The sequence below is a fragment of the Stenotrophomonas sp. Steno-Z2 genome, from assembly GCF_056393235.1.
Genome location: NZ_JBWJOY010000002.1, coordinates 617399 through 642333, shown reverse-complemented (window position 1 = coordinate 642333; position 24935 = coordinate 617399). Strand labels below are relative to the sequence as shown.

21 protein-coding genes are annotated in these 24935 nt (G+C 70.1%); 12 read left to right on the top strand and 9 right to left on the bottom strand.

Annotated elements, in window-relative coordinates; genetic code table 11:
* Nucleotides 1-76: 76 nt before the first annotated feature.
* The 4 genes from AC06FP_RS08025 to AC06FP_RS08010 all read right to left on the bottom strand — a co-directional run bounded on the left by AC06FP_RS08025 (nt 77) and on the right by AC06FP_RS08010 (nt 6103).
* On the bottom strand, nt 77-697 hold the full coding sequence (locus tag AC06FP_RS08025) for an HD-GYP domain-containing protein (protein WP_478075133.1): 621 nt from the start codon (nt 695-697) through the stop codon (nt 77-79).
* Nucleotides 698-787: 90 nt separating this feature from the next.
* Nucleotides 788-4258: a transcription-repair coupling factor gene (gene mfd / locus AC06FP_RS08020; protein WP_478075132.1), complete on the bottom strand. Its 3471-nt coding sequence runs from the start codon at nt 4256-4258 to the stop codon at nt 788-790.
* A 246-nt stretch (nt 4259-4504) separates the two neighbouring features.
* The gene (locus tag AC06FP_RS08015; protein ID WP_456118509.1) at nt 4505-5050 is read right to left on the bottom strand and encodes a GNAT family N-acetyltransferase; all 546 of its coding nucleotides are present in this window, start codon (nt 5048-5050) and stop codon (nt 4505-4507) included.
* A gap of 195 nt (nt 5051-5245) precedes the next feature.
* Complete coding sequence (locus AC06FP_RS08010; RefSeq protein WP_478075131.1) at nt 5246-6103, bottom strand: 23S rRNA (adenine(2030)-N(6))-methyltransferase RlmJ; 858 nt, start codon at nt 6101-6103, stop codon at nt 5246-5248.
* 45 nt (nt 6104-6148) lie between these two features.
* On the opposite strand from AC06FP_RS08010, the gene creB reads away from it, so the two are divergent.
* Nucleotides 6149-6841 (top strand): two-component system response regulator CreB, encoded by a 693-nt coding sequence (creB, locus tag AC06FP_RS08005; protein ID WP_456118512.1) that lies wholly within the window; start codon nt 6149-6151, stop codon nt 6839-6841.
* A gap of 604 nt (nt 6842-7445) precedes the next feature.
* A complete protein-coding gene (creC, locus tag AC06FP_RS08000) occupies nt 7446-8882 on the top strand; it encodes a two-component system sensor histidine kinase CreC (RefSeq protein ID WP_478075130.1) in 1437 nt (478 codons plus the stop codon).
* 61 nt (nt 8883-8943) lie between these two features.
* Here creC and AC06FP_RS07995 read toward each other — a convergent pair whose 3' ends face one another.
* Nucleotides 8944-11994 carry a putative bifunctional diguanylate cyclase/phosphodiesterase gene (locus AC06FP_RS07995; protein ID WP_478075129.1) on the bottom strand — a complete coding sequence of 1017 codons (3051 nt, stop codon included), beginning with the start codon at nt 11992-11994 and terminating at the stop codon, nt 8944-8946.
* A gap of 205 nt (nt 11995-12199) precedes the next feature.
* Here AC06FP_RS07995 and creD point away from each other — a divergent pair, with 205 nt between their 5' ends.
* The 6 genes from creD to AC06FP_RS07965 all read left to right on the top strand — a co-directional run bounded on the left by creD (nt 12200) and on the right by AC06FP_RS07965 (nt 17573).
* Nucleotides 12200-13528 (top strand): cell envelope integrity protein CreD, encoded by a 1329-nt coding sequence (gene creD / locus AC06FP_RS07990; protein ID WP_478075128.1) that lies wholly within the window; start codon nt 12200-12202, stop codon nt 13526-13528.
* A 5-nt stretch (nt 13529-13533) separates the two neighbouring features.
* A complete protein-coding gene (locus AC06FP_RS07985; protein WP_478075127.1) occupies nt 13534-13911 on the top strand; it encodes a hypothetical protein in 378 nt (125 codons plus the stop codon).
* 19 nt (nt 13912-13930) lie between these two features.
* Nucleotides 13931-14293, top strand: coding sequence for a hypothetical protein (locus AC06FP_RS07980; protein ID WP_478075126.1), 363 nt, complete (start codon nt 13931-13933; stop codon nt 14291-14293).
* Nucleotides 14294-14302: 9 nt separating this feature from the next.
* Complete coding sequence (locus AC06FP_RS07975; RefSeq protein WP_478075125.1) at nt 14303-14908, top strand: GNAT family N-acetyltransferase; 606 nt, start codon at nt 14303-14305, stop codon at nt 14906-14908.
* Nucleotides 14905-15804 carry a carbon-nitrogen hydrolase family protein gene (locus tag AC06FP_RS07970; protein WP_478075124.1) on the top strand — a complete coding sequence of 300 codons (900 nt, stop codon included), beginning with the start codon at nt 14905-14907 and terminating at the stop codon, nt 15802-15804. Before AC06FP_RS07975 ends, AC06FP_RS07970 begins: the two co-directional genes overlap by 4 nt.
* 176 nt (nt 15805-15980) lie before the next feature.
* A complete protein-coding gene (locus tag AC06FP_RS07965) occupies nt 15981-17573 on the top strand; it encodes a M20/M25/M40 family metallo-hydrolase (protein WP_478075123.1) in 1593 nt (530 codons plus the stop codon).
* An 82-nt stretch (nt 17574-17655) separates the two neighbouring features.
* Here the strand turns inward: AC06FP_RS07965 and AC06FP_RS07960 are convergent, their stop codons facing one another.
* The 3 genes from AC06FP_RS07960 to uvrA are packed head-to-tail and all read right to left on the bottom strand — an operon-like array spanning nt 17656 to nt 21427.
* Nucleotides 17656-18042, bottom strand: a complete 387-nt coding sequence (locus tag AC06FP_RS07960) for a hypothetical protein (RefSeq protein ID WP_478075122.1) — start codon at nt 18040-18042, stop codon at nt 17656-17658.
* A gap of 20 nt (nt 18043-18062) precedes the next feature.
* A complete protein-coding gene (locus AC06FP_RS07955; protein ID WP_478075121.1) occupies nt 18063-18470 on the bottom strand; it encodes an acyl-CoA thioesterase in 408 nt (135 codons plus the stop codon).
* Nucleotides 18470-21427 carry an excinuclease ABC subunit UvrA gene (gene uvrA, locus AC06FP_RS07950; RefSeq protein ID WP_478075120.1) on the bottom strand — a complete coding sequence of 986 codons (2958 nt, stop codon included), beginning with the start codon at nt 21425-21427 and terminating at the stop codon, nt 18470-18472. Before uvrA ends, AC06FP_RS07955 begins: the two co-directional genes overlap by 1 nt.
* A 353-nt stretch (nt 21428-21780) precedes the next feature.
* Here uvrA and rplU point away from each other — a divergent pair, with 353 nt between their 5' ends.
* The 4 genes from rplU (at nt 21781) to obgE (ending at nt 24334) form a co-directional block, all read left to right on the top strand.
* A complete protein-coding gene (gene rplU / locus AC06FP_RS07945) occupies nt 21781-22089 on the top strand; it encodes a 50S ribosomal protein L21 (RefSeq protein ID WP_054664165.1) in 309 nt (102 codons plus the stop codon).
* A gap of 17 nt (nt 22090-22106) precedes the next feature.
* Nucleotides 22107-22367 (top strand): 50S ribosomal protein L27, encoded by a 261-nt coding sequence (gene rpmA / locus AC06FP_RS07940; RefSeq protein WP_456118534.1) that lies wholly within the window; start codon nt 22107-22109, stop codon nt 22365-22367.
* Nucleotides 22368-22488: 121 nt separating this feature from the next.
* Nucleotides 22489-23292, top strand: a complete 804-nt coding sequence (locus tag AC06FP_RS07935) for a hypothetical protein (RefSeq protein ID WP_478075119.1) — start codon at nt 22489-22491, stop codon at nt 23290-23292.
* The gene (gene obgE / locus AC06FP_RS07930; RefSeq protein ID WP_456118538.1) at nt 23279-24334 is read left to right on the top strand and encodes a GTPase ObgE; all 1056 of its coding nucleotides are present in this window, start codon (nt 23279-23281) and stop codon (nt 24332-24334) included. Before AC06FP_RS07935 ends, obgE begins: the two co-directional genes overlap by 14 nt.
* Before the next feature lie 242 nt (nt 24335-24576).
* Here obgE and rpsT read toward each other — a convergent pair whose 3' ends face one another.
* Entirely contained in the window at nt 24577-24846 is a 270-nt protein-coding gene (gene rpsT, locus AC06FP_RS07925; RefSeq protein ID WP_478075118.1) for a 30S ribosomal protein S20, read from the bottom strand.
* Between the last annotated feature and the right edge of the window lie 89 nt (nt 24847-24935).

The following is a 24935-nucleotide window of genomic DNA, read 5'->3' as shown; positions in this document are numbered from 1 at the left end:
CAGCTTTCGCCCGCACCCTGTCGCAGGGGCATCCGCCCGCGCCGCTGTACGGCGATTCCGTGCCGATAGCGCCCGGTCAGAGCGCCGTCGAAGCGCGCCCGCGCAGCAGGCCGCGGAACTCGCCGAACAGCCGTGCGTCGATGCGCCGGTGCTTTTCGCGGTCGAGCACGGCCAGGGCGTCGTCGGCATCCAGCGGCCCGCGGTAGGGACGCTGCGAGGTCAGCGCGTCGTAGCCATCGACGATGCCCAGGATGCGCGCCTCCAGCGGAATGTCCTCGCCCTGCAGGCCGTGCGGATAGCCGCTGCCGTCCCATGCCTCGTGGTGGTGCAGGATCAGCCGCGCCACGGCGGCGGCATCGTCGCGGCCGGTGGCCGCGAACAACCGCGCGCCGCGTTCGGGATGGGTGCGCATCTTGCGCATGCGCGCTTCGTCCAGGCGGCCGGGGTGCAGCAGCACGTCGTCGCGGATGCCGATCTTGCCGACGTCGTGGAAGCGCGCGGCCAGCGCCAGTTGCTCCAGCCGCGCGCCGGACAGTCCGCAACGCTCGCCCAGCGCGTGCGCCAGCAGCGAAACGCGGTCGCAGTGCTGGTCGGTGTAGCTGTCGCGCTCGTCCAGCGCGGCGGCGAGCACGGCGATGCCGCAGCGGTCGTTTTCAGGCGGAAGGGACAGGCCCGGGGCCGGGGGAATCGGGAACATGGGGCGCCGTACCGCGCTGATGGCGGGCTGGCCGGGAAGAGGGCGGCCATTGTCCCCGCCGCCCCCGTTCCTGGCAAACCTCACATGCGCTCACGCCGGCCGCAGCGTGGCCAGCAGCGCGCGCGCGGCGTTGAAGCGGTCCGCGCCTTCCGGCAGCGGGTGCTTGATGCGCAGCTTGTCCGGGCCGTCCATCTGGTACAGCTTCGGCTGCTTCTGGATCAGCTGGATCACCGCCATCGGGTCGATGTCCGGCTTGGCTTCGAACACGATGCGGCCGCCGTTCCCGCCCAGTTCCAGCTTGCGGATGCCCAGCGCGTTGGCCTGCAGCTTGAGCTCGGCGATGGCGAACAGGTGCTTGACCGCGTCCGGCAGCAGGCCGAAGCGGTCGATCATCTCCACCTGCAGCTCGCGCAGGGCGGCGCTGTCGCGCGCGGAGCTGATGCGCTTGTACAGGGTCAGGCGGGTATGCACGTCGGGCAGGTAGTCTTCCGGAATCAGCGCCGGCACGTGCAGCTCGACCTCGGCGCCGCGCACTTCCTCGCCGGCGTCCAGGTCGGGCAGCTTGCCGGCCTTGATGGAACGCACCGCGCGCTCCAGCAGTTCGGTGTACAGGCTGAAACCGACCTCGGCCATCTGCCCGCTCTGGTCCTCGCCGAGCAGTTCGCCGGCGCCGCGGATCTCCAGGTCGTGCGTGGCCAGAGTGAAGCCGGCGCCCAGCTCGTCCATCGAGGCGATGGCATCCAGCCGCTTCTGCGCGTCGGGCGTGATCGAGCGCTTGTCCGGCACCACCAGGTAGGCGTAGGCGCGGTGGTGCGAACGGCCGACGCGGCCGCGCAGCTGGTGCAGCTGGGCCAGGCCGAAGCGGTCGGCGCGGTTGATGATGATGGTGTTGGCGTTGGGGATGTCGATGCCCGATTCGATGATGGTGCTGGCCAGCAGCACGTTGAAGCGCTGCTTCTGGAAATCCAGCATCACCTTCTCCAGCTCGCGCTCGGGCATCTGGCCGTGGGCCATGCCGATGCGCGCCTCGGGCACCAGCTCGGACAGCTCGCGCTGCATCCGGCCCATGCTCTCCACGTCGTTGTGCAGGAAGTACAGCTGGCCGCCGCGCGACAGCTCGCGCTGGAACGCCTCGCGCAGCTGCGCGTTGTCCCACTGGGTGACGAAGGTCTGCACCGCCAGCCGGTTGGGCGGCGGCGTGGCGATGATCGACAGGTCGCGCAGCCCGGCCATGGCCATGTTGAGCGTGCGCGGGATCGGCGTGGCGGTGAGCGTGAGCAGGTGCACGTTGGCGCGCATGGCCTTGAGCGCTTCCTTCTGGCGCACGCCGAAGCGCTGCTCCTCGTCGACGATGACCAGGCCCAGGTCCTTGAATTTCACGTCCGGCTGCAGCAGGCGGTGGGTGCCGACGATCACGTCGATGCCGCCTTCGGCCACCTTGTCCAGCTCGGCCTTGATCTCCTTGGTGGATTTGAAGCGCGACAGCACTTCCACCTTGAGCGGGTAATCGGCGAAGCGGTCGCGGAAATTGCGGTAGTGCTGCTCGGCCAGCAGGGTGGTGGGCACCAGCACGGCGACCTGCTTGCCGCCGCTGGCGGCGGCGAAGGCGGCGCGCACGGCGACCTCGGTCTTGCCGAAGCCGACGTCGCCGCAGACCACGCGGTCCATCGGCTGGCTGGACTGCAGGTCGCGCAGGGTGGCTTCGATCGCGGCCAGCTGGTCGGGCGTTTCCTCGAACGGGAAACCGGCGGCGAACGGCTCGTACATGGCGCGGTCGATGTCCAGCGCCAGGCCGGCGCGGGCCTGGCGCCGCGCCTGGATCTCCAGCAGTTCGGCGGCGACGTCGCGCACCTTCTCGGCGGCCTTGCGCTTGGCCTTGGCCCATTGCTCGCCGCCCAGCGAATGCAGCGGCGCGGTTTCCGGCGAGGCGCCGGAGTAGCGGCTGATCAGGTGCAGCTGCGCCACCGGCACGTACAGGCGGTCGCCCTTGGCGTACTCGATTTCGAGGAACTCGCCGGGCATGCCGCCGACGTCCATCGCGATCAGCCCGCGGTAGCGGCCGACGCCGTGGTCCTCGTGCACGATGGGCGCGCCTTCGGTCAGCTCGCCGAGGTCGCGGATGATCGCTTCCGGCTCGCGCCCAGCGCGGCGCGTGCGGCGCGGCTGGCCGGCGCGTTCGGGGAACAGCTGGCGCTCGGTGAGCACCGCCAGCGCCGGCTCGGCCAGGGCGAAGCCGTCGTCCAGCGGCGCCACGGTGATGGCGAAGCGCGGCGCGTCGTCGGCCAGGAAGGCCGGCAGGCCCGGCACCACCGGCGGCCGCAGGTCGGCGGCCTGCAGCACTTCCAGCAGCGCCTCGCGGCGGCCCGGCGAATCGGCGGCGACCAGCACCCGGCCGGGGTAGTGGTCGAGGAAGGATTTCAGCGCCTGCCCGGCCGGCGCGTCCTTGGCCGCCACCGGCAACGGCGGCAGCGGCTGGTCGCCCAGTGCCTGCGCCTCGGCGATACGCGGGTGGTCGGCCGGCCACACTTCCACGCGCGGCTGCCGGTTGAACTGCTCGCGCAGGCTGTCCGGCGACTGGTAGATCTCCTCCGGCGGCAGCAGCGGCCGTTCGATGTCGTGACGGCGCTGTTCGTAGCGGCTGCGGGTCTGCGCCCAGAACGCATCGGCCGCTTCGCCCACGCCGGGCGCGACCACGGTCAGGAAGCCCTCGGGCAGGTAGTCGAACAGCGTGGCGGTTCTGTTGAAAAACAGCGGCAGGAAATACTCGATGCCCGAGGGCAGCACGCCGGCCTTCAGGTCCTGGTAGAGCGGGCTGCGGCGGGTATCCACGTCGAAGCGCTCGCGCAGCGTGGCCAGTACCTTCGCCAGGGCGGCCTCGTCCATCGGCACTTCGCGGCCGGGCAGCATCCTCACCGCGCCCACCTTGTCCAGCGAACGCTGCGATTCGGGGTCGAATTCGCGGATCGAGTCGATGTCCTCGTCCAGCAGTTCGATGCGCAGCGGTGCGTCGGCGCCCATCGGGTAGACGTCGAGCAGGCCGCCGCGCACGGCGAAATCGCCCGGATCCATCACCTGCGGCACGTTGCGGTAGCCGGCGCTTTCCAGCCTGCGCTTCTCCGCGTCCATGTCCAGGCGCTGGCCGACCGCCAGGTCGAAACTGCCGCCGACGATGTAGCTCAGTGGCGCCAGCCGCTGCAGCAGGGTCTGCACCGGCACCACCACGATGCCGCGCGCGAGCGCCGGCAGCCGGTGCAGCGCGGCCAGGCGCTGGGAAATGATGTCCGGGTGCGGGCTGAACTGGTCGTAGGGCAGGGTTTCCCAGTCCGGGAACGGCACCACCGGCAGCGCCGCGTCGCCGCCCAGCAGGGTCTGCAGGTCGGCGACGGCCTGGTGCGCGCCGTGGTTGTCGCGGGTGACCAGCAGCAGCGGCGCGGTGTGCGCCTGCGCGGCGCGGGCCACGTGCCAGGCCAGCGCGCTGGTCGATGCGGGGGCGCGCCACCAGGCGCGGAGCTGGCCCGCGCGGGGCAGCGGCGGAACGGGATAGGGGGCGTGATGCGGCATGAGACCGCGGATTTTACCGCAGTGCCGGCCGGCGGCCGGCAAGTCCGGGAATCAGTGCCATCACGGGTGCCGGCCAGTGGTCGGCGCTGCACGGATCCACCACGAGGGAAGCCCCGGGTCGCCGGTGGCGAAGCGGCGGCGGGCGGGGAGCGCGCGGAGGAAGCGGCAGGAGCGGTGCGATGCGATGGGCTGAAGGGCGCCCGCCGGGCATGATGGCGGGCGCAACGCGGTGCCGCGTCCGGGCCCTCAGCTGCCCAGTTCCAGCACCATCCGCACCAGGCCCGGCGTGCCGGACGGGTGCGGCACCTGCTTGAAGCCCAGCGAGCCGGCCAGCTGCAGCATCGGTTCGTTGTCCTGGGCGATGTCGCCGTACATGCGGTCCAGGTACTTGCCGCGGGCCCATTTGACCAGTTTGCGCATCAGCTGCCGGCCCAGGCCCTGGCCGGCGAGGAAGCGGCTGACCAGGATGGCGTACTCGGCGTCGCGGGTGCCGGGAATGATCGAGGCCCGCGCCACCGCGCCGACCACGGCCTCGCCCGGCGGCAGCGGCTCGGCCGCGACCAGCGAGATTTCGGTTTTTGGATTCGGGTGGGTCAGGCGCTGCGCGGTTTCGTCCGACAGCACGTCCACGGCCTGCAGGAAGCGGTCGCGTACTTCTTCCGGCCCGAACAGCGCGAACGCGCCCTGCAGCGGAGCGCCGTCCTCGGGGCGGATGGGGCGGATGAGCAGTTCGCGGCCGCTGGGAGCCTTGAAGTTTTCATGCCACGGGGGCATGCGGTTGCGGGTAGCCATGACTGCGGTTCCTCCAGAGTCCGCCGATTCTTGCACCTGCAGCGTGAGGTTCTGTGAACGCGATTCAACCGCGGCGACAGGCCGGGCGCAGTGGATTTCCGCAGCCGTAGGACCACCTGCCGCGGCCGGGCGGGACCGGAAGAACCCCGCGGCGCGGCCCTTGCCGCCTGCTGCGGTGGTCCGTGGCCGGCGGGCTCAATCCCCGTTCTTGAGCCACTCCAGGCGGGTGGAGGCGCCGGCTTCGCCCAGTTCGCGCTGCAGCACCGGCAGCGCCGGGGCCAGCGCCTGGTCGAACTGCCAAGGCGGGTTGAGCAGCAGCATGCCGCTGCCGTTCAGTCGCAGCGGCGAGTCGTCCGGGCGCACCATCAGCTCGGCCAGCAGCGCCGACTTCACCGGCAGCGCGGCCGCCTTGCGGAAGAACGGCAGCAGGCTGCGGCGCTGCTTGATCGGGTACCACACCGCGCACTGGGCCTGCGGCATGCGCGCCAGGATCTCGCGCACGGTGGCGATGATCTGCGGGTATTCGGCGTCCTGCGCCTCGTAGGGCGGGTCGATCAGCACCAGGGCGCGGCCGATCTTCGCGGCGCCGGCCCTGGGCGGCAGCAGGGCGCGGATGCTGTCGTAGCCGTTGGCGGCCAGCACCTGCACGCGGCGGTCGCGGGCGAACAGCTCCTTCAGCGCCGCCGCTTCCTCCGGCTGCAGCTCGCAGGCGGCCAGCCGGTCCTGCTCGCGCAGGGCCTGGGCGGCCAGCAGCGGCGAGCCGGGGTAGGCGACCAGCCCGCCCACCGGGTTGTTGGCCTGGATCGCGCGCAGGTAGCGCTCGATCACTTCCGGCAGGGCGGGCGCGGCCATCAGCCGGCTGATGCCCTCGTCGGCCTCGGCGGTCCTGCGGCTTTCCTCGGCCGACAGCAGGTAGCGGCCGCGGCCGGCGTGGGTGTCGAGCACGAAGAACGGCGCGTCCTTGCGCCTGAGCGCGTCGATCAGGGCGAGCAGGACGATGTGCTTGAGCACGTCGGCGTGGTTGCCGGCGTGGAAGGCGTGGCGGTAGTTCATCGGCGCAGTGTACGGGCGCCGCCCCGGGGCGGCTATGCTGGCGCCATGTCCGAACAGCCCGCCCGCGTGCTCGTCGTCGAAGACGAGGCCGCCATTGCCGATACCGTCCTGTACGCGCTGCGCAGCGAAGGCCACGCCGCCGAGCACTGCGCGCTGGGGCGGCAGGCGCTGGAACGGCTGCGCCAGGGCGGCATCGACGTGGTGGTGCTGGACGTGGGCCTGCCCGACGTGGGCGGCTTCGAGGTCTGCCGCCAGCTGCGTACGTTCAGCCAGGTGCCGGTGATCTTCCTCACCGCGCGCAACGACGAGTTCGACCGGGTGCTGGGCCTGGAGCTGGGCGCGGACGACTACGTGGGCAAGCCGTTCTCGCCGCGCGAACTGGTGGCGCGGGTGCGTGCGCGCCTGCGCCGGCCGGCGCAGCCGGCCGCGGCCGAGCCGGGCTGGGTACGGCAGGGCGCCTTCGCGATCGACCGCGAGGGACGGCGGGTGCGCTACCGCGACGCGCCGCTGGACCTGACCCGCTACGAGTACGCGCTGCTGGCGGCGCTGCTGCAGCGGCCGGGGGCGATCCTCAGCCGCGCGCAGCTGATGGAGCGCGGCTGGGACCACGCCAGCGACAGCGCCGACCGCACGGTGGACACGCACGTGAAGACCCTGCGCGCGAAGCTGCGTGCGGCGGGGGCGGAGGAGGATCCGATCCGCACGCACCGGGGCGTGGGGTATGCGCTGGATGTCTGATTGCGGAAGATCAAAGGCTTTCGCCGCCCTTCGAAGCGCGGGTTGTTTCTCTTTGCCTGTGCAAAGGGAAGCAGCCAGGGCAAAGCACGGGCCGGACGCGAGCCGATGCGATCAAGCAGCATCGGTGCCCTGTGCTCCTTGCGGGCCAGGGAGACGACGCACAGCGCGCTTCATTCAGACGTGTGCGCATGTTCACTCCTCGGGCCGCTGCGGTACTCGGCTCGCTTTACGGCCATTGGAAGTCAGAATCCAAGAGCAAAAGCACAGTCGCGGCACCTGCCGGAAGGCAATGCTGGACGATGGCAGCCAAGAGCGGCGGAATAGCGTCAGCTGCTTTTGCCTTTCAGAATCCCCTTCCGCAGCGACGGAGCCGGCGGGAAAAACCCGAAGGGCGACGTGCATGGATGCACGTCGTTTTTCTACGCGACAGGGATGTCGCGTAGAAAAATCCCGCCGGCGGAGTGGACCCGATGCGCTTGCGCATCGGGCGCGGAGGCAGGGGCGTGCTTTCTCTTGGTTACTTCTCTTTGCACGAGCAAAGAGAAGTAACTCGCTCCCCAAAGGGGAGCGAAAGCCTTTGCTCCAGAAACGAAGGCGGCGATAAATGCGCCTCGGCCTGAAACTCTTCCTCGGCTTCTTCCTCATCGTCGGCATCGCCGCGTTCTTCGTGATGCGGGTGTTCGTCGACGAGGTCAAGCCGGGCGTGCGCCAGGCGATGGAGTCGACCCTGGTCGACGCGGCCAACGTGCTGGCGGTGATGGCCGGGCCGGACCTGAAGGCCGGGCGCATCGCCGACGGCCGCTTCGCCGCGCAGATGGCGACCGCGCAGCGCCGCGACCCGCGCGCGATGGTGTGGCGCTTCCCCAAACGCAGCATCGATTACCGCGTCACCGTGACCGACGCGCGCGGCATCGTCGTCTACGACTCGCGCGGGCAGGACGTGGGCCGCGACAACTCGCGCTGGAACGACGTCTACCGCACCCTGCGTGGCCAGTACGGCGCGCGTTCCAGCCCGGGTACGCCGGGCGACGCGGACAGCACGGTCATGCACGTGGCCGCGCCGGTCTACAACCCGGCCGACGGGCGCACCCTGATCGGCGTGCTGACCCTGGCCCAGCCCAACGACAGCATCGAGCCGTTCATCACCGCCAGCCAGCGCGCCATCGTCGCGCGCGGCGCATGGCTGATCGGCTCGGCGGCGCTGATCGGGCTGCTGATGACCTGGTGGCTGGCGCGCGGCATCGGCGGGTTGAGCCGCTATGCCAAGGCGGTCAGCGCCGGCGAACCGGTGCCGCCGCCGAAACCGCGCGGCGACGAGATCGGCGACCTCGGCCGCGCGCTGGAAACCATGCGCCGCAAGCTCGAGGGCAAGGCCTACGTCGAGCAGTACGTGCAGTCGCTGACGCACGAGATGAAGAGCCCGCTGGCGGCGATCCGCGGCGCTGCCGAACTGCTGCAGGAGCCGCTGCCCGAAGCCGAGCGGCAGCGTTTCGCCGCCAACATCGTCCAGCAGGAGCGGCGCCTGACCGAGACCATCGACCAGCTGCTGCGGCTGGCCGAAGTGGAACAGCACGGCTGGCTGCAGCGGCGCACCACGGTGGACCTGGCGGCGCTGTGCCGGCAGCTCGCCGAGGACGCCGGGCCGCGGCTGCAGGCCGCGCGCCTGTCGCTGCACTGCGGGCTGCCCGCGCATGCGCCGGTGCAGGGCGATGCGTTCCTGCTGCGCCAGGCGCTGGTCAACCTGCTGGACAACGCCATCGCGTTCTCGCCGGAAGGCGGCTGGATCGGCCTGCGGCTGGGCGCGGAAAACGGGGGCTGGGAAGTGGAGCTGTCCGACCAGGGGCCGGGCGTGCCGGACTATGCGCTCGAGCGGGTCTTCGAGCGTTTCTATTCGCTGGCGCGCCCCCGCAGCGGGCAGCGCAGTTCGGGGCTGGGCCTGCCGTTCGTGGCCGAGGTGGCGCGCCTGCATGGCGGGCACGCGCGCCTGCGCAACCGCGTGGAAGGCGGTGCGGCGGCGAGCCTGTGGTTGCCGATGACGTAGATGGCGGGCCTGCCCGGCGCGGGCTGCGCCGGGAACGCTTCGTGCGGGGCGGGCCCGGCCTCTACACCGGCGGTGATGCGCCGCCGTGCGGCGGTGCAGGGTCGGCGAAGGCCGGATGGTCGGCGCGCGGCCTGTCCAGGTGGTAGCCCTGCACCATGTCCACGCCCATGCCGCGCAGCATCTGCAGCGTGGCTTCGTCCTCGACGAACTCGGCCACGGTCAGCTTGCCCATGCCATGCGCCACCTCGATGATGGCGCGCACGAACACCTGGTTGTCGTGCTCGCTGGGCAGGCCGCGGATGAACATGCCGTCGATCTTGAGCACGTCGGCCTGCAGGTTCTTGAGGTAGGCGAACGAGGAGAAGCCGGTACCGAAATCGTCCAGGCAGATCGGGCAGCCGGTGTCGCGCAGCGCGGCGATGAAACGCGCCGCGTCGCCCATGTCCGAGACCGCCGAGGTTTCGGTCAGTTCCACCAGCAGGCGCCGCGGCGCGACATGATGGCGGCGCAGCTGGCCGCCGATCCAGGCCGGCAGTTCGGGGTCGTCGAAGGAGCGCCCGGAGATGTTGACGGCGATGGCCGGCAGCTGCGGGTGCGTGGCCAGCAGGCGGATGCTCTCGCCGATCACCCAACGGTCGATCTCCAGGATCTTGCCGCTCTTCTCCGCCGGCTCGATGAACTGCGCGGGCATGATGAACTGGCCGGGGTTGGCTTCGTCCTCCATGCGGATCAGCGCTTCCAGGTGCGCCAGACGGCCATCGCCGGCGTGGTGCACGCCCTGGAAATGCAGGCGCAGCAGGTCGTGTTCCAGCGCGCGCGCGATGCGGTCGTTCCAGGCCAGCCGGGTGGCCATTTCCCGCGAGCTGTCGCGGTCGGGGCGGTAGATGTTCCAGCGGTTCTTGCCGGTGTGTTTGGCCTGGTACATCGCCGCGTCGGCGTGGGCGACCAGGTCCTCGGCGTTGTCGGCATGGGTAGGGAAGTGGGCGATGCCCAGGCTGGTGGTCAGGCGCACGGTGTGCTCGTGCAGGCACAGCGGCGTCTGCGCGATGCGCAGCACGATGCGTTCGGCCAGGTGCTGGGCGTCGTCCAGGCTGGCCTGCGGCATGAGCACGGCGAACTCGTCGCCGCCCAGCCGGAACAGGGTCTCGCCGCTGCGCACCAGGGCGCGGATCTCGACCGCCATGCGGTTGAGCACCGAGTCGCCGGCGCGGTGGCCGAAGGTGTCGTTGATGTACTTGAACTCGTCCAGGTCGAAGAACAGCAGCGCGGTCTGGCTCGGTGTGCGTTCGGCGGCGTGGAAGAAGCGCGCCAGCTCGTCCTCGAAGCGGCGCCGGTTGTACAGGCCGGTCAAGGGATCGTGCTGCGCCAGCCGTACCAGCTGCTCGGCGGTCTGGCGCTCGTGGGTGACGTCCTCCTGCACCCACAGGCGGCCGATGAGATGGTCCTGCGCGTCGCGCACCGGGTAGGCGTCGTGCATGACGATGCGGCCGTCGTGCAGGCGGATTTCCAGGCGCTTGTGCAGCTCGGGCGAGACCGCGGCCTCGTCCAGGTGCCGGCGGAATTCCTGCGGGTCGATCATCAGCCGCTGCGAGGCCTCCAGCCACTGGTCGGTGGTGCTGCCGACCACGGTGATGCCCTCGGGGAAGTCCCACATGGCCAGGAAGGCGGCGTTGCAGTAGGTGGCGCGGTTCTCCTCGCCGACGAACAGGATGCCCAGGTTCATCGCGCCCAGCAGCGCCAGCAGGCGCGCGCGTTCCTCCTCCAGCCGGGTCATGAACTGGCGGCGTTCGTCGATCTCGGTCTGCAGCGCCTGCGCATGCGCGAACTGCAGGGCGCGCTGCTGCACCAGTTCCTCGACCATGTCGTCGAACGCGTCGGCCAGGTGCCCGAGCTCGTCGTTGCCCTGCATCGCGATCGGCCTGGGCTCGCGGCCCTGGCTCAGTTCGTCCACCGCCTGGGTCAGGCGCCTGAGCGGCACCGCGAACAGCGAGCCCACCCGGCGGCGCAGCAGCCACATGGCCGGCAGCAGGCCGAGGATGCCGAAGCCGGAAACCGCCAGCAGGCCCCACATCAGCACCTGGTCCACCCGCGCCTGTGGCAGCAGGAATACCTGGTACCAGCCGGGACCGTGGATCTTCGACCACGCCACCCAGTGGCTGCCGTCCGGCGAGCGGCCCACGCCGCTGTCGGCGCGGGCGTACGCGATCATGCCGTGCACCTGTGCCAGCAGCGGGTCGTCGAGCGCGGACAGCTTCAGCTGGCCGTCGGCGGCGGCGATGCGGCTGCGGAACTGCGGATGCGCGATCAGCGCGCCGTCCGCGCCCATGACCAGTTGCACCACGGCGCCATCGGCATCGGCGGCCCGGTCGATCAGGCTCTGCACCGAGACATCGTGGCCGAGCGTGCCGACCCAGCGGCCCTGCCAGTCCAGCGGCTTGATCACCGACACCATCCAGGTGTCGGCCTGGCGGTCCAGGTAGACCGGCGTCCAGAACACGCCGCGCTGCGGGTTGCGGCGCGGGTCCGAGCCCTGCATCGTCGGGTAGCCGGCATTGCTGGCGCTGGCATCGGCCCGGCTGCCCCAGTCCATGCCATGGGCATAGACCATCAGCCCGTCCTCGACGAAGTCCATGTACACCGAGAAGAACGGCGGCACCAGCGCCGGGCCCTGTTCGCGCAGCAGGTCGTAGGCGACCACCGCGCGCAGCCGCGTCGATTCGTCCAGTCCCTGTGGCGGCTGATGCAGGTACAGGGTGGGCGCGCGTTCGGGATCCAGCTGCGCGGGCTGCAGCCGCCACAGGCCGTCGGCGCTGCGCGCGAACAGGCGGTCGAAGCGCGCCAGGGTGGCGTCGCGGTCGGCATGGTCCAGCCGCCACAGCAGCTCGCGCTGCAGGCGCAGCACGCTCTGCTCGGCTTGCAGGAACTGGCCTTCGTTGGCGCGCGCGCGCAGGTCGACGGTGCGCTGCGCCACCATCGGCACGACGCGGTCGGTCACCACGCGCATGGCCAGGTAGCCGAACGCGGAAAGCAGCAGGAGGAGGGCGAGGAACAGGCCCCATATGCTCAGGGACAGCCGGTGGATCAGCGAAGTACGCGACCTGGCATGCAGCACGTGGGGTTCCTTCGGGGATGGCGGCGCAGCCGGTGAATGCCGGGCGGCGGGGCAACGCGGATTCATACTATGCCGCGGCAGGTATCCGCAACCGGCCACGGTCATCGCCGCGGGCGCCGGTCGCTTCACGCCCACTTCAAATTCGCCACAAACCGCGCACATCCGGCACCGCCACGCTGTGCCCGTTTCCACACGAGGACGGGCCATGACTTCCCTGAAACTGCTGTTGCGCTTCGCCGTGGTCGGCGGGCTGGTGTTGCTGCTGTTGATTCCCCTGATGCTGATCCGCGGCACGATCGGCGAACGCGAGCGCTACCGCGACCAGGCCATCGAACGGGTCGCGCAGAGCCGTGCCGGCGCGCAGTCGCTGATCGGCCCGGTGCGGGTGCTGCCGTGGACGCAGCAGCGCGAGGTCGAGGTGGTCGAGGCGGGCATGCGCAAGACCGAACTGCAGACCGAGCACGGCTACGAGCTGCAGATGCCGCGGCAGCTGCGCGTGCAGGGCGAGATGCGCCCGGACGAGCGCCGCGTCGGCCTGTTCCGGGTGCCGGTGTACAGCTGGCACGCGCGCCTGCAGGCCGAGTTCGCCGACACCGCCTATGCCGCCGTGCCCGGCCGTGTCTACGGCCAGCCCTACCTGGCGCTGGGCATCGCCGACGTGCGCGGCCTGGTCGGCACGCCGAACCTGCGCGTGGACGGGCGCGCGTTGCCGCTGCAGGCCGGCGCGCGGGCGCTGGAGCGCACCTCCAAGGGGCTGCATGCCACGCTGCTGCCGCTGGCCGATCCACGCCAGGGCACCCTGGCCGAAGGACGCAGGGTCGAACTGGAGTTCGTGCTGGACGGCACGCGTTCGCTGTCGGTGGTGCCGGTGGGCGACGACACCCGCGTGGCGCTGTCCTCGCCGTGGCCGCATCCGCTGTTCGGCGGCAGCTTCCTGCCCAACGAGCGCAGCATCGACGATGCCGGCTTCAAGGCCGACTGGGCGGTGTCCTCGCTGGCCTCGGCCGCGCAGGAACAGCTGCGCCGCAGCCTGCGCAGCGAGGCCGGCGGCGTGGAGACGCTGGAGGTGGCGCTGGTCGACCCGGTGGACGTGTATACGCAGGCCGACCGCGCCAGCAAGTACGGCATCCTGTTCGTGCTGCTGACCTTCGTCGGCTTCGTGCTGTTCGAACTGATCAAGCGGCTGAAGATCCACCCGCTGCAGTACCTGCTGGTCGGCCTGGCGCTGGCGATCTTCTTCCTGCTGCTGCTGAGCCTGTCCGAGCACATCGCCTTCTGGCAGGCCTACCTGGTGTCGGCGGCGGCCTGCATCGGCCTGCAGGGTTTCTACCTGAGCGGCGCGCTGCACAGCTGGAAGCGCGGCCTGGGCTTCGCCACGCTGCTGACCCTGCTGTACGGCGTCCTCTACGTGCTGCTGGCCTCGGAGAACAACGCGCTGCTGATGGGCTCGCTGCTGCTGTTCGGGATCCTGGCGGCGATCATGTGGATCACCCGCCGGGTGGACTGGTACGACGTCGGCAGCGGCCTGCGGTGAACGCGATGCGACTGCATGCACGAGTGATCCGGCGGCTGCGGCGACTGCTGCCGCCGGGCCTGGCCGGGGCGGTGCTGCGGCTGGAGCAGGGCGCCGGCTGGTCCGCTTCGCCGCTGGCTGCGCTGGGACTGGGCACGGCCGCGCGCCACGGCTGTCTGCGCCTGCAACTGGACGGCGCGCTGGCGGAGCGGATCCGCCAGCGCGGCGCCGAAGGCCTGCCCGCGCTGGACGGCGTAGGCCGCTGGCAGGCGCTGGGCCGCCGCGGCCTGTGTTTCAGGGCGGTGTTGAGGCAGCGCCAGGTGGTGGTGTGCGACGCCGTGCACCAGCGCCTGTGGCTGCTGTGGCGCGAGCCCGGAACGGCGCGATGCGCACGCGCCTACTGAGGCCGGGATGGGGAGCGGCATGATGCCGCTCCCCCATGCCATGGCGTGCCCCGCGCTGCCGCTACTGGCGATCGTCGCGGCTACCATCGGTGCGGGGTACGGCAAGGTCCCGGCCATTGCCGTGCTGCTGCCGGTATTGGCGGCGACGGGGCTGGCCTTCGCTCTCAAACTGCCGGCCGCATACCGGTGTCCGGGCTCGTGGGATGTCAGCTTCGCCACGCCGCGGCTGCTCACGCCGGAAGAACCCAGGACCCTGCGGCGCATGCCGCCGCTGTGCCCGATGCGCCGCCGAGCCCAGCGCGACGGCCGCGAGGAATGCCTCGTTTCGGACAAGGATGGCGGCGCCTTCGCCGGCTGCGGCTGGGGTACGGGGCGGCGCTAGAATTCCGCCATGGACGTTTCTCCCATCGTCACCGCCCTGCGCGGTCCCGACCTGCTGCCGGTACTGGACGACGTGGCGCGCCTGCGCATCCGCGTGTTCAACGACTGGCCTTACCTTTACCAGGGCAGCCTGGACTACGAGCGCGACTACCTGGCCGCCTACGCGGCCACGCCCGATGCGGTGTGCGTGGTGGCGCGGGCCGGCGACGAGGTGGTGGGCGCCTCCACCGGGCTGCCGCTGCTCGACGACGGCCCGGCCTTCCGCCAGCCGTTCGAGGCGGCCGGCATCGATCCGGCACGGGTGTTCTACTTCGGCGAGTCGGTGCTGTTGCCGGCGTGGCGCGGGCGCGGCATCGGCCACGCCTTCTTCGACGCGCGCGAGGCGCATGCGCGCGCGCTCGGGCGCTTCGCGATGACCGCGTTCTGCGCGGTGGACCGCGCCGGCGACGACCCGCGCCGGCCCACCGGCCACCGCGACAACGACATGTTCTGGCGCAGGCGTGGCTATGCGCGGCAGCCGGGCATGACCATGCACCTGCGCTGGGACGAGGTCGGCCGCGGCGAGGTGTCGCATCCGCTCACGTTCTGGACCCGCGCCCTGGAGCCGGCCGCATGAAGATCGCCGTCGCCCGCTACCGCATCGGCGCGCCAGCCGGTTTCGACGCCTTCGCGCACCGCCAGCGCCAGGAACTGGGTGAAGCCGCGGCGGCCGGCGCGCGCATCGCGGTGCTGCCGGAATACCTGTCGCTGGAGCTGGCGGCCACCTTCGCGCCGCACGTCCAGCGCGACCTGCCGGCCTCGCTGGCCGCCCTCCAGCGCTACCGGCAGGCGTGGCTGGAGCTGTTCGCCGGCCTGGCCCGCGAACTGGACATGCACGTGGTCGCCGGCAGCTTCCTGCTCGACACCGGCGGTGGCCGCTACCGCAACCGCTGCGACTGGCTGACGCCGCAGGGCGCGCACCTGTGGCAGGACAAACTGCAGCTCACCGGCTTCGAAAAGGCCACCGGGCTGATCGACGGTGGCGATGCGCTGAAGGTGTTCGAGATCGACGGCATCCGCGCCGCCGTGGCGGTCTGCTACGACAGCGAGTTCCCGCTGCCGGTGCGCGCGCAATATGAGGCCGGCGCGCGCCTGCTGGTGGTGCCCAGCTGCACCGACACCGAGGCCGGCGCCACCCGCGTGCGCGTGGGCTGCCTGGCGCGGGCGCTGGAGAACCGCATGTTCGTGGCGCAGGCGGTGACCGCGGGCGTGGCCGAATGGAGCCCGGCGCTGGACGTCAACACCGGCGAGGCGACGGTGTATGCGCCGATGGACCGCGGGTTTCCGGACGACGGCGTGCTGGCGCGGACCGGCGATGGCCGCTGCTGGGCGATCGCGGAGCTGGATTTCACCGCGTTCGAGGCCAGCCGCGCGCAGGCGCAGGTGGCCAACGACCGCGACTGGCCGGGCCAGTGGCAGCCGGCGCTGCAGCGCGCGGTGCGGGTCCCCGCCGGCGATGGAACGACGCCGTAGGAGCGGCTTCAGCCGCGAAGATGCTCTCCCGATAAAGCTCCCGTCGCGGCTGAAGCCGCTCCTGCGGAAAGCGGGGCCGCGTTCACCGCATCCATGACCATTGGCCGGCTCGGCCGCCCCCCGGCGCTGGCTAGACTCGGGCCTTTGTCGTGAGTGGCCATGGGCCGGGGGAAGTAATGATCAAGCGGTGCTTGCTGGTATTGGGCATGGGGCTGGCGTTCGCCGGCGGCGCGGGCGCGGCCGAGCAGGTGGACCTGGACATGGTGGGCAAGATCCGCCAGGAAGCGTTCCACCGTTCGCAGGTGATGGACACGTTCTCCCATCTCACCGAATCCATCGGCCCGCGCCTGACCAACTCGCCGGCCATGGCCCAGGCCAACGCCTGGACCCGGCAGAAGTTCGGCGAATGGGGCCTGGTCAACGTGCATGACGAGGCCTTCGACGGCTTCGGCCGTGGCTGGGAATTCGAGTCGGCCAGCGTGGAGATGCTGGAACCGCGCCAGACCCAGCTGTACGCGCTGCCCAAGGCGTGGACGCCGGGCACCGGCGGCACCGTGGAAGGCGAGGTGATCAAGGTCGACATCAAGAAGCTGGCCGACCTGGAGCAATACAAGGGCAAGCTGCGCGGCCGGATCCTGCTGCTGGGCGACGCGCGCGAGTACAAGCGCGGCACCGAGGCCGATTCGCACCGCCACGACGCCACCTCGCTGGAAGGGCTGCAGGAATTCACCATTCCAAAATCCGCGGACAAGGAGCGGGCGAAGCGGCTCAAGGAATACGCCGAGCGCCAGGAACTGGTGCGCGCCACCAATGCCTTCTTCGCCGAGGAGGGCGCGCTGGCGTCCATCAGCATCAGCGGCTGGGACAACGGCATCATCCGCGTCGGCGGCGGCGGTTCGCGCAAGGCCGGCGAACCGGTGGGCATCCCCGAGCTGGCGATGATCGCCGAGCACTACAACCAGCTGGCGCGCGCGCTCGAGCGCAAGCAGCCGGTGAAGCTGAGGGTCAACGTCGATGCGCGCTTCACCGACGAGACCGACCAGCCCGGCCACAACACCATCGCCGAGATCCGCGGCAGCAGCAAGGCCGACGAGATCGTGATGCTGGGCGCGCACATGGATTCCTGGCACACCGGCACCGGCGCGGCAGACAACGCCGCCGGCGTGGCGGTGATGATGGAGGCCATGCGCATCCTCAAGGCGGTGGGCGCCAAGCCCCGGCGCACCATCCGCGTGGCGCTGTGGAGCGGCGAGGAGCAGGGCCTCATCGGCTCGCAGGCCTACGTGGCCCGGCACTTCGCGCACTATCCGGAGCCCACCGACCCGGCGCAGAAGGCGCTGCCGGCCTCGCTGCGCGAGCCGACCGGCCCGCTGCAGAAGCTGCGCGATTACGAGAAGTTCTCCGTGTACTTCAACATGGACAACGGCTCGGGCCGCTTCCGCGGCATCTACGCGCAGGAGAACATCGCCGCGATGCCGATCTTCGAGGCCTGGCTGAAGCCGTTCAACGACGTCGGCGCCTCCACCGTGGTCACCCGCAATACCGGCAGCACCGACCACATCAGCTTCGACCGCGTCGGCCTGCCGGGCTTCCAGTTCATCCAGGACCGGCTGGACTACTTCAGCAACGTCCACCACAGCAACCTGGATACCTGGGACCACGCCGAGCCGGAAGACCTGAAGCAGGCCGCGGCCATCGTCGCCTCGTTCGTCTACAACGCCGCCATGCGCGAGGAGAAGATGCCGCGCAAGCCGCTGCTGGAAGACTGACGCCGCGTTGCCGCGCCGGAAACGACGAGGGGCCGCGGTGCGGCCCCTTCGTCTTTGCGGATTCCGGAACGACGTCGCCGGGTCAGGCAGCGTTCCGCGCCGCGCGGTGGAAAGCGGCCAGCTTGAACGCCAGCGCGGTGCCGACATACCCGCTGCCGGTCAGCAGCAGGTTCCAGAGGACGCGGCCGAGCGGCCGCGTGGTGCCATGGGCGAAGGCATCGACCACCGCGATGGCGGCCGGGTGGAGCACGCGCCGCACGAACAGCGCGGTGCAGGGCGCGACCCGTTCCCGGTAGACATCGAGCAGCTGCAGGCCGGCCAGGCCCAGCAGCAGTTCCAGGCCGAGCGAATCCAGCAGCGGGACCAGCAGGCGCAGTTCCGGATGGCTGATGAAGGCAAGGATCAACAGCCAGGTGAGGATCTGGAAGACGCGCTTCCAGAACTTCCGGTTCCTGAAAACCGCGTGCATGGCAGACCCTGTTGTCGAATTCAGGTGGATGCGGCGCGCACCGCGTCCGGCAGCGGTGCGCTTTTGCCGGTCTGCGTGTCCATCCACACCACCACCACGTTGCCGTCGGAGTACAGCCTGTTCTCGTCCTTCTGGTCGACGATGCGGTGGCCGATGGTCACGCTGCTGTTGCCCAGCCGCTCGACGAACAGCTCGACGACGATGTCGTTGGGCCACACGATCGGCAGGCGGTAGTTGATGTTGGTATTGGCCACCACCGGCGCGATGCGGTCGTTCATCGACACGCCTTCCACGCCCAGCATCCAGCGCACGCGCGCCTCCTCCAGGTAGGAGACGTACTTGGCGTTGTTGACGTGGCCCATCGAGTCCATGTCGCGCCAGCGCACGCTGATCGGCACGCGGGCCAGCTGCTTGTGTTCGGTGCTCATCACGAAACCTTCTTCCTGCTGGTGGCGGCCTTCTTCGCGGCCGCCTTCTTCACGGGTTTTTCCTTGCGCGGCGGCCGCGCGTCGGGCTTGTTGGCCACGGCCGCGGGCTGCTCCGGGCGCGCCGTGGTGGAGGGCAGCATCCTGGCCAGGAACTGGCCGGTGTACGACGCCGGGTGCGCGGCCACGTCCTCCGGCGTACCGGTGACCAGGATGGTGCCGCCGCGGTGGCCGCCTTCCGGCCCGAGGTCGACGATCCAGTCCGCGGTCTTGATCACGTCCAGGTTGTGCTCGATCACCACCACCGTATTGCCTTCGTCGCGCAGCTTGTGCAGCACGCCGAGCAGGGCCTCGATATCGTGGAAGTGCAGGCCGGTGGTCGGCTCGTCGAGGATGTAGAGCGTGCGCCCGGTGTCGCGGCGCGACAGCTCCTTGGACAGCTTCACGCGCTGCGCCTCGCCACCGGACAGCGTGGTCGCGCTCTGGCCCAGCTTGATGTAGCTCAGGCCCACGTCCACCAGCGTTTCCAGCTTGCGGGCGATGGCGGGCACCGGCTCGAACAGCTTCAGCGCATCCTCGACGGTCATTTCCAGCACGTCGTTGATGCTGTAGCCCTTGTACAGGATCTCCAGCGTCTCGCGGTTGTAGCGCTTGCCGTGGCAGACGTCGCAGGGCACGTACACGTCCGGCAGGAAGTGCATCTCCACCTTGATCAGGCCGTCGCCCTGGCAGGCCTCGCAGCGGCCGCCGCGCACGTTGAAGCTGAAGCGGCCCGGCGCGTAGCCGCGCGCACGCGCTTCCGGCACCTGCGCGTACAGCTCGCGCAGCGGCGTGAACAGGCCGGTGTAGGTGGCCGGGTTCGAGCGCGGGGTGCGGCCGATCGGCGACTGGTCGATGTCCACCACCTTGTCGAACAGGTCCAGGCCATCGACTTCCCGGTACGGCGCGACCGGGTGCGAGGCGCCGTTGATCTCGTTGGCGGCCAGCGAGAACAGGGTGTCGTTGATCAGCGTCGACTTGCCCGAGCCGGACACGCCGGTGACGCAGGTCAGCAGGCCGGCCGGGATGTCCAGGTCCACGTCCTTGAGGTTGTTGCCGCTGGCGCCGCGCAGGTGCAGCGTCATCTTCGGGTTCGGCCGGTGCCGGCGCGCCGGGATCTCGATGGCGCGCTTGCCCGACAGGTACTGGCCGGTCAGCGAACGCGGCGCCTCCAGCAGGTCCTGCAGGGTGCCCTGGCCGACGATCTCGCCGCCATGCACGCCCGCGCCGGGGCCGATGTCCAGCACGTAGTCGGCCAGGCGGATCGCGTCCTCGTCGTGTTCCACCACGATCACCGTATTGCCGAGGTCGCGCAGGCGGGTGAGGGTGCCGAGCAGGCGCTCGTTGTCGCGCTGGTGCAGGCCGATGGACGGCTCGTCGAGCACGTACATCACCCCGACCAGGCCGGCGCCGATCTGCGAGGCCAGGCGGATGCGCTGCGCCTCGCCGCCGGACAGCGTGTCGGCCTTGCGCTCCAGGGTGAGGTAGTCCAGGCCGACGTCGACCAGGAAGCCCAGCCGCTCGCTGATCTCCTTGACGATCTTGGTGGCGATCTCGCCGCGCCAGCCCGGCAGGCTCAGCTCGCCGAAGAAGCGCTTGGCCTCGTCGATCGGCAGCACCGCCAGTTCCGGCAGCGGCCGGTCGGCGACGAACACGTTGCGCGCGGCCTTGTTCAGGCGTGCGCCGTTGCATTCGGGGCAGGGCCGCTCGCTGATGAACTTGGCCAGCTCCTCGCGCACCGCCGGCGACTCGGTCTCGCGGTAGCGGCGCTCGAGGTTGGGGATGATGCCCTCGAAGCGGTGCTTGCGCTGGCTGCGGCCGCCGTTCTCGGTGAAGTAGGTGAAGGTGATCTGCTCCTCGCCGCTGCCGTACAGCACGGCCTGGCGCACGTCCTCCGGCAGCGACTGCCACGGCGCGTCCACGTCGAAGCGGTAGTGCTTGGCCAGCGAGGCGATCAGCTGGAAGTAATAGGCGTTGCGGCGGTCCCAGCCGCGCACCGCGCCGGCGGCCAGCGACAGCTCGGGATGCACGACCACGCGACCGGGGTCGAAGAACTCGGCCATGCCCAGGCCGTCGCAGCCCGGGCAGGCGCCGACCGGCGAATTGAACGAGAACAGGCGCGGCTCCAGTTCCGGCAGCGCGTAGTCGCAGACCGGGCAGGAGTACTTGGACGAGAACAGCTGCGGCACCGCCTGCGCGTCGTCCAGCGACTGCACCGTGGCCATGCCGTCGCCCAGCTTGAGCGCGGTCTCGAAGCTTTCGGCCAGCCGCTGCTTGAGGTCCTCGCGCGGGCGGAAGCGGTCGATCACCGCCTCGATGGTGTGCTTCTGGCGCAGCGCCAGCGGCGGCACCGCGTCGATCTCGTACAGCTCGCCGTCCACGCGCACGCGCACGAAGCCCTGCGCGCGCAGCTGGTCGAACACCTGCGCGTGCTCGCCCTTGCGCTCGCGGATCACCGGCGCCAGTAGCATCCAGCGCTGCTCGCCGTCGAGCGCCAGCACCTGGTCCACCATCTGGCTGACGGTCTGCGCTTCCAGCGGGTAGCCGTGGTCCGGGCAGCGCGGGCTGCCGACGCGGGCGTAGAGCAGGCGCAGGTAGTCGTAGATCTCGGTGATGGTGCCCACGGTCGAGCGCGGGTTGTGGCTGGTGGACTTCTGCTCGATCGAGATCGCCGGCGACAGGCCCTCGATGTGGTCCAGGTCCGGCTTCTCCATCACGCTCAGGAACTGGCGCGCGTAGGCCGACAGCGATTCGACGTAGCGGCGCTGGCCTTCGGCATAGATGGTGTCGAACGCCAGCGAGGACTTGCCCGAGCCGGACAGCCCGGTGATCACGATCAGCTTGTCGCGCGGCAGGTCGAGGTCGATGTTCTTGAGGTTGTGCGTCCGCGCGCCGCGGATGCGGATGAAATCCATCGCCATGGGTGGTCCGTTCTTGGCCGCGGCCAGCGGGGAGCGGGCGCGGAGGGGGGCAGGGGATGCAGCTGACGGCAGTCGATCAGCCTAGCGAGCTTGCGATTTGGGGGCAATTGCCGGAATTGCCAGCGTGCATCCGCGGGCTGCGGGCGCGGCGCAGCCCGCTGTTCATGTCGCACATCCGTGCGCGCCCCTTTCGGGCGGCTTCGCCGTGGAAAAGGGCGCTCCCGCCGCTTTCCGGGCATGGTTTCCCGGCCTGGGGGTGGCTTGACCCGGGGAGCCGCCTGCCGGTAAAATCCCGCTTCTGACCGCCCTCGATGGTGGGCAGATCCCAAGAATAACTACAGAAGAGACATCCCATGTATGCAGTCCTGGTAACTGGCGGCAAGCAGTACCGCGTCGCGCAGGGTGAAACCCTCCGCGTTGAAAAGCTCGAAGCCGAAGCCGGCAGCGAGATCAAGTTCGATACCGTCCTGATGCTCGGCGACGCCGACGGCATCAAGATCGGCGATGCCCTCAAGGGCGCTTCGGTGACCGCCAAGGTCGTGGCCCACGGCCGCGCCGACAAGGTGAAGATCATCAAGTTCCGCCGGCGCAAGCACCACATGAAGCGCCAGGGCCACCGCCAGTACTACACCGAAATCGAAATCACCGGCATCGCCGGCTAATCCAAGGAGAATCCGTCATGGCACATAAAAAGGGCGTAGGCTCCTCGCGCAACGGCCGCGACTCCAACCCGAAGTACCTGGGCGTCAAGATCTTCGGTGGCCAGGCCATCGAAGCCGGCAACATCATCGTGCGCCAGCGCGGCACCCAGTTCCACCCGGGCGCCGGCGTCGGCCTGGGCCGTGACCACACGCTGTTCGCGCTGGTCGACGGCAAGGTCGAGTTCTCGGTGAAGGGCCCGAACAAGCGCCGCACCGTCAGCGTCGTCGCGGAAGTCTGATCTCCCGCACGCGCAGGCGCCCAGGCCACGGCGTGGGCGCCGCCGACGAAAGCCCCGCTTCGGCGGGGCTTGTCGTTTCCAGATGATGCGCCGGTTGGCGCGCGGGCAGGAGTCAGGGAAGGTGATCCGTTATTGGGCTGCGGCCCTGCTGGCCGGCCTGCTGGCCTGCGCCGGATGCGCGGCCGATGTTCCCAGCGACCGCGCCACCCTGGCGGTGAGCGGTCCGCTGGCATCGTTGCAGGCCGATACCCTGACGCTGCCGCCAGGTTCGCCGCAGTTGCCGGCCCTGCTGGCCGACCCGCAGGGCTGGCAGCCGCCGCCCGCCGCCGCAGGCGTCGAACGCAGCAGTGTCCGTGGCGATTTCGATGCCGGGGGCTGGCTGCGCACCACGGTTTTCAGCTGGGACGGCAGCCAGGGTTGGGGAGTCCACATGGCCTATGGCGAAGGCGGGCAGTCGCCGCCGGCCGCGGTGCGGATCTGGCTGCGGGCGCCGCCCGGCAGCGGGCAGCCGGACTGGCCGATGGGCGAGGGCAAGGTCCGCTATGCTGGCGCCACGCGCACCCTGAGCTATGAAGGCCGGCGGCCGGGCATCGAAGGCCGCGAGGACTTTGAAAGAAGCTTGACTCTTGGCCCATCCGGCTGGGTCGAGCTGGAAGAATCCACCAGCGTCGCGCCCGATGGCGCCACCGTCCGCAAGCGCCGCCAGGTCGTGGCGCGCGATGCGCAGGGGCGTCCGCTGGACGACGCGGAACTGCTGGAGGGCGTGGAATACCGCGTCTCCAACCAGTATTTCCTGCCCGACGGGCAGGGCAACCCCCGCCGCATCGTGCGCCTGTACCGCGCCGCCGGCGCGGCGCAGGACGCGCCGGTGCTGCGGGCCGAAGTAATTCTGAGAACCTTGCGATACCAAGATGAAACTCGTTGATGAAGCCGAAATCTCTGTAATCGCCGGCAACGGCGGCAATGGCTGCGTCGGTTTCCGCCGCGAGAAGTTCATTCCGCTCGGTGGTCCGGACGGCGGCGACGGCGGCGATGGCGGCAGCGTCTGGCTGCGCGCCGACGAAAACCTGAACACCCTGGTCGATTTCCGCCACGAGCGCATCTTCAAGGCGCAGCGCGGCGAGAACGGCATGGGCCGGCAGGCCTATGGCAAGGGCGGCGAGGACCTGGTCATCACCGTGCCGGTCGGCACCGTGGTCATCAACGTCGACACCGACGAGGTGATCGGCGACATGACCCGCCATGGCGACCGCCTGCTGGTGGCCAAGGGCGGCAAGGGCGGCCTGGGCAACATGCACTTCAAGAGCTCGACCAACCGCGCGCCGCGCCAGGCCCTGCCGGGCGAGGAGGGCGAACAGCGCCTGCTCAAGCTGGAGCTGAAGCTGCTGGCCGACGTTGGCCTGCTGGGCTTCCCCAATGCCGGCAAGAGCACCCTGATCCGCGCCGTCTCGGCAGCGACGCCGAAAGTGGCCGACTACCCGTTCACCACCCTGTACCCGAACCTGGGCGTTGTGAAGGTGGAGAACTACCGCAGCTTCGTGATCGCCGACATTCCCGGCCTGATCGAGGGTGCGGCCGATGGCGCCGGCCTGGGCGCGCAGTTCCTGCGCCACCTGCAGCGCACCCGCCTGCTGCTGCACCTGGTGGACATCTCGCCGATGGAGGGGGGCGTCGAGGGTGTTTCCCCGGTCGAGCAGGTGCGCGCCATCGAGCGCGAGCTGGGCAAGCACGACCCGGAGCTGCTGGAGAAGCCGCGCTGGCTGGTGCTGAACAAGGCCGACCTGATGTTCGAGGACGAGGCGCGGGCCGCGGCCGAGCAGGTGGTCAAGGAGCTGGGCTGGACCGGGCCGTGGTACCTGGTCTCGGCGCTGGGCCGCGAGGGCACCTGGCCGATCATGAAGGACATCATGGCCTTCTTCGACCAGCAGAAGCTGCTCGAGGCCGAGGAGCGCGAGGCGCAGGGCTGAGGCCGGCCCGCTGCCCCGCAACCCAGGAAAAACCCGGCCAAGGCCGGGTTTTTCGTTCCCGTCGGCGCCATGGCATGTCGGCCGCAGGAACGGCTTCAGTCGCGATGGCGCTTTCCCGGGGAGGTCCCGGCGCGGCGGAGGCCGCTGCTGCCAAGGGGCAGGGCGCATCCGGGCAACAAAAAACCCGGCCGGGGCCGGGTTTTTCGCGGCGGAAGCCTTGCGGCCTCCGTTGATCGCACGGATCAGGCGGCCCTGAGGGCCTTGATGCGGGCGGTCAGGCGGCTCTTGTGACGGGCGGCCTTGTTCTTGTGGATCAGGCCACGGGCGCTGAAACGGTCGAGAATCGGCTGGGCGACAGCAAAGGCAGCCTCGGCGCCGGCGGCGTCATTGGCGTCCAGAGCCTTGATCACCTTCTTGACGGCGGTGCGCAGCATCGAACGCTGAGCCGTGTTACGCGCGTTGCGCACGACGGTCTGCTTGGCGCGCTTCTTGGCGGACTTGATATTGGCCACGGTGGTGGTTTCCTGAAAATCGGTATGGTGGGAACAGCAAGCACGCAAGTATGATGGTTGGCCGAATGAACGTCAAGTCAAGTTGTCAA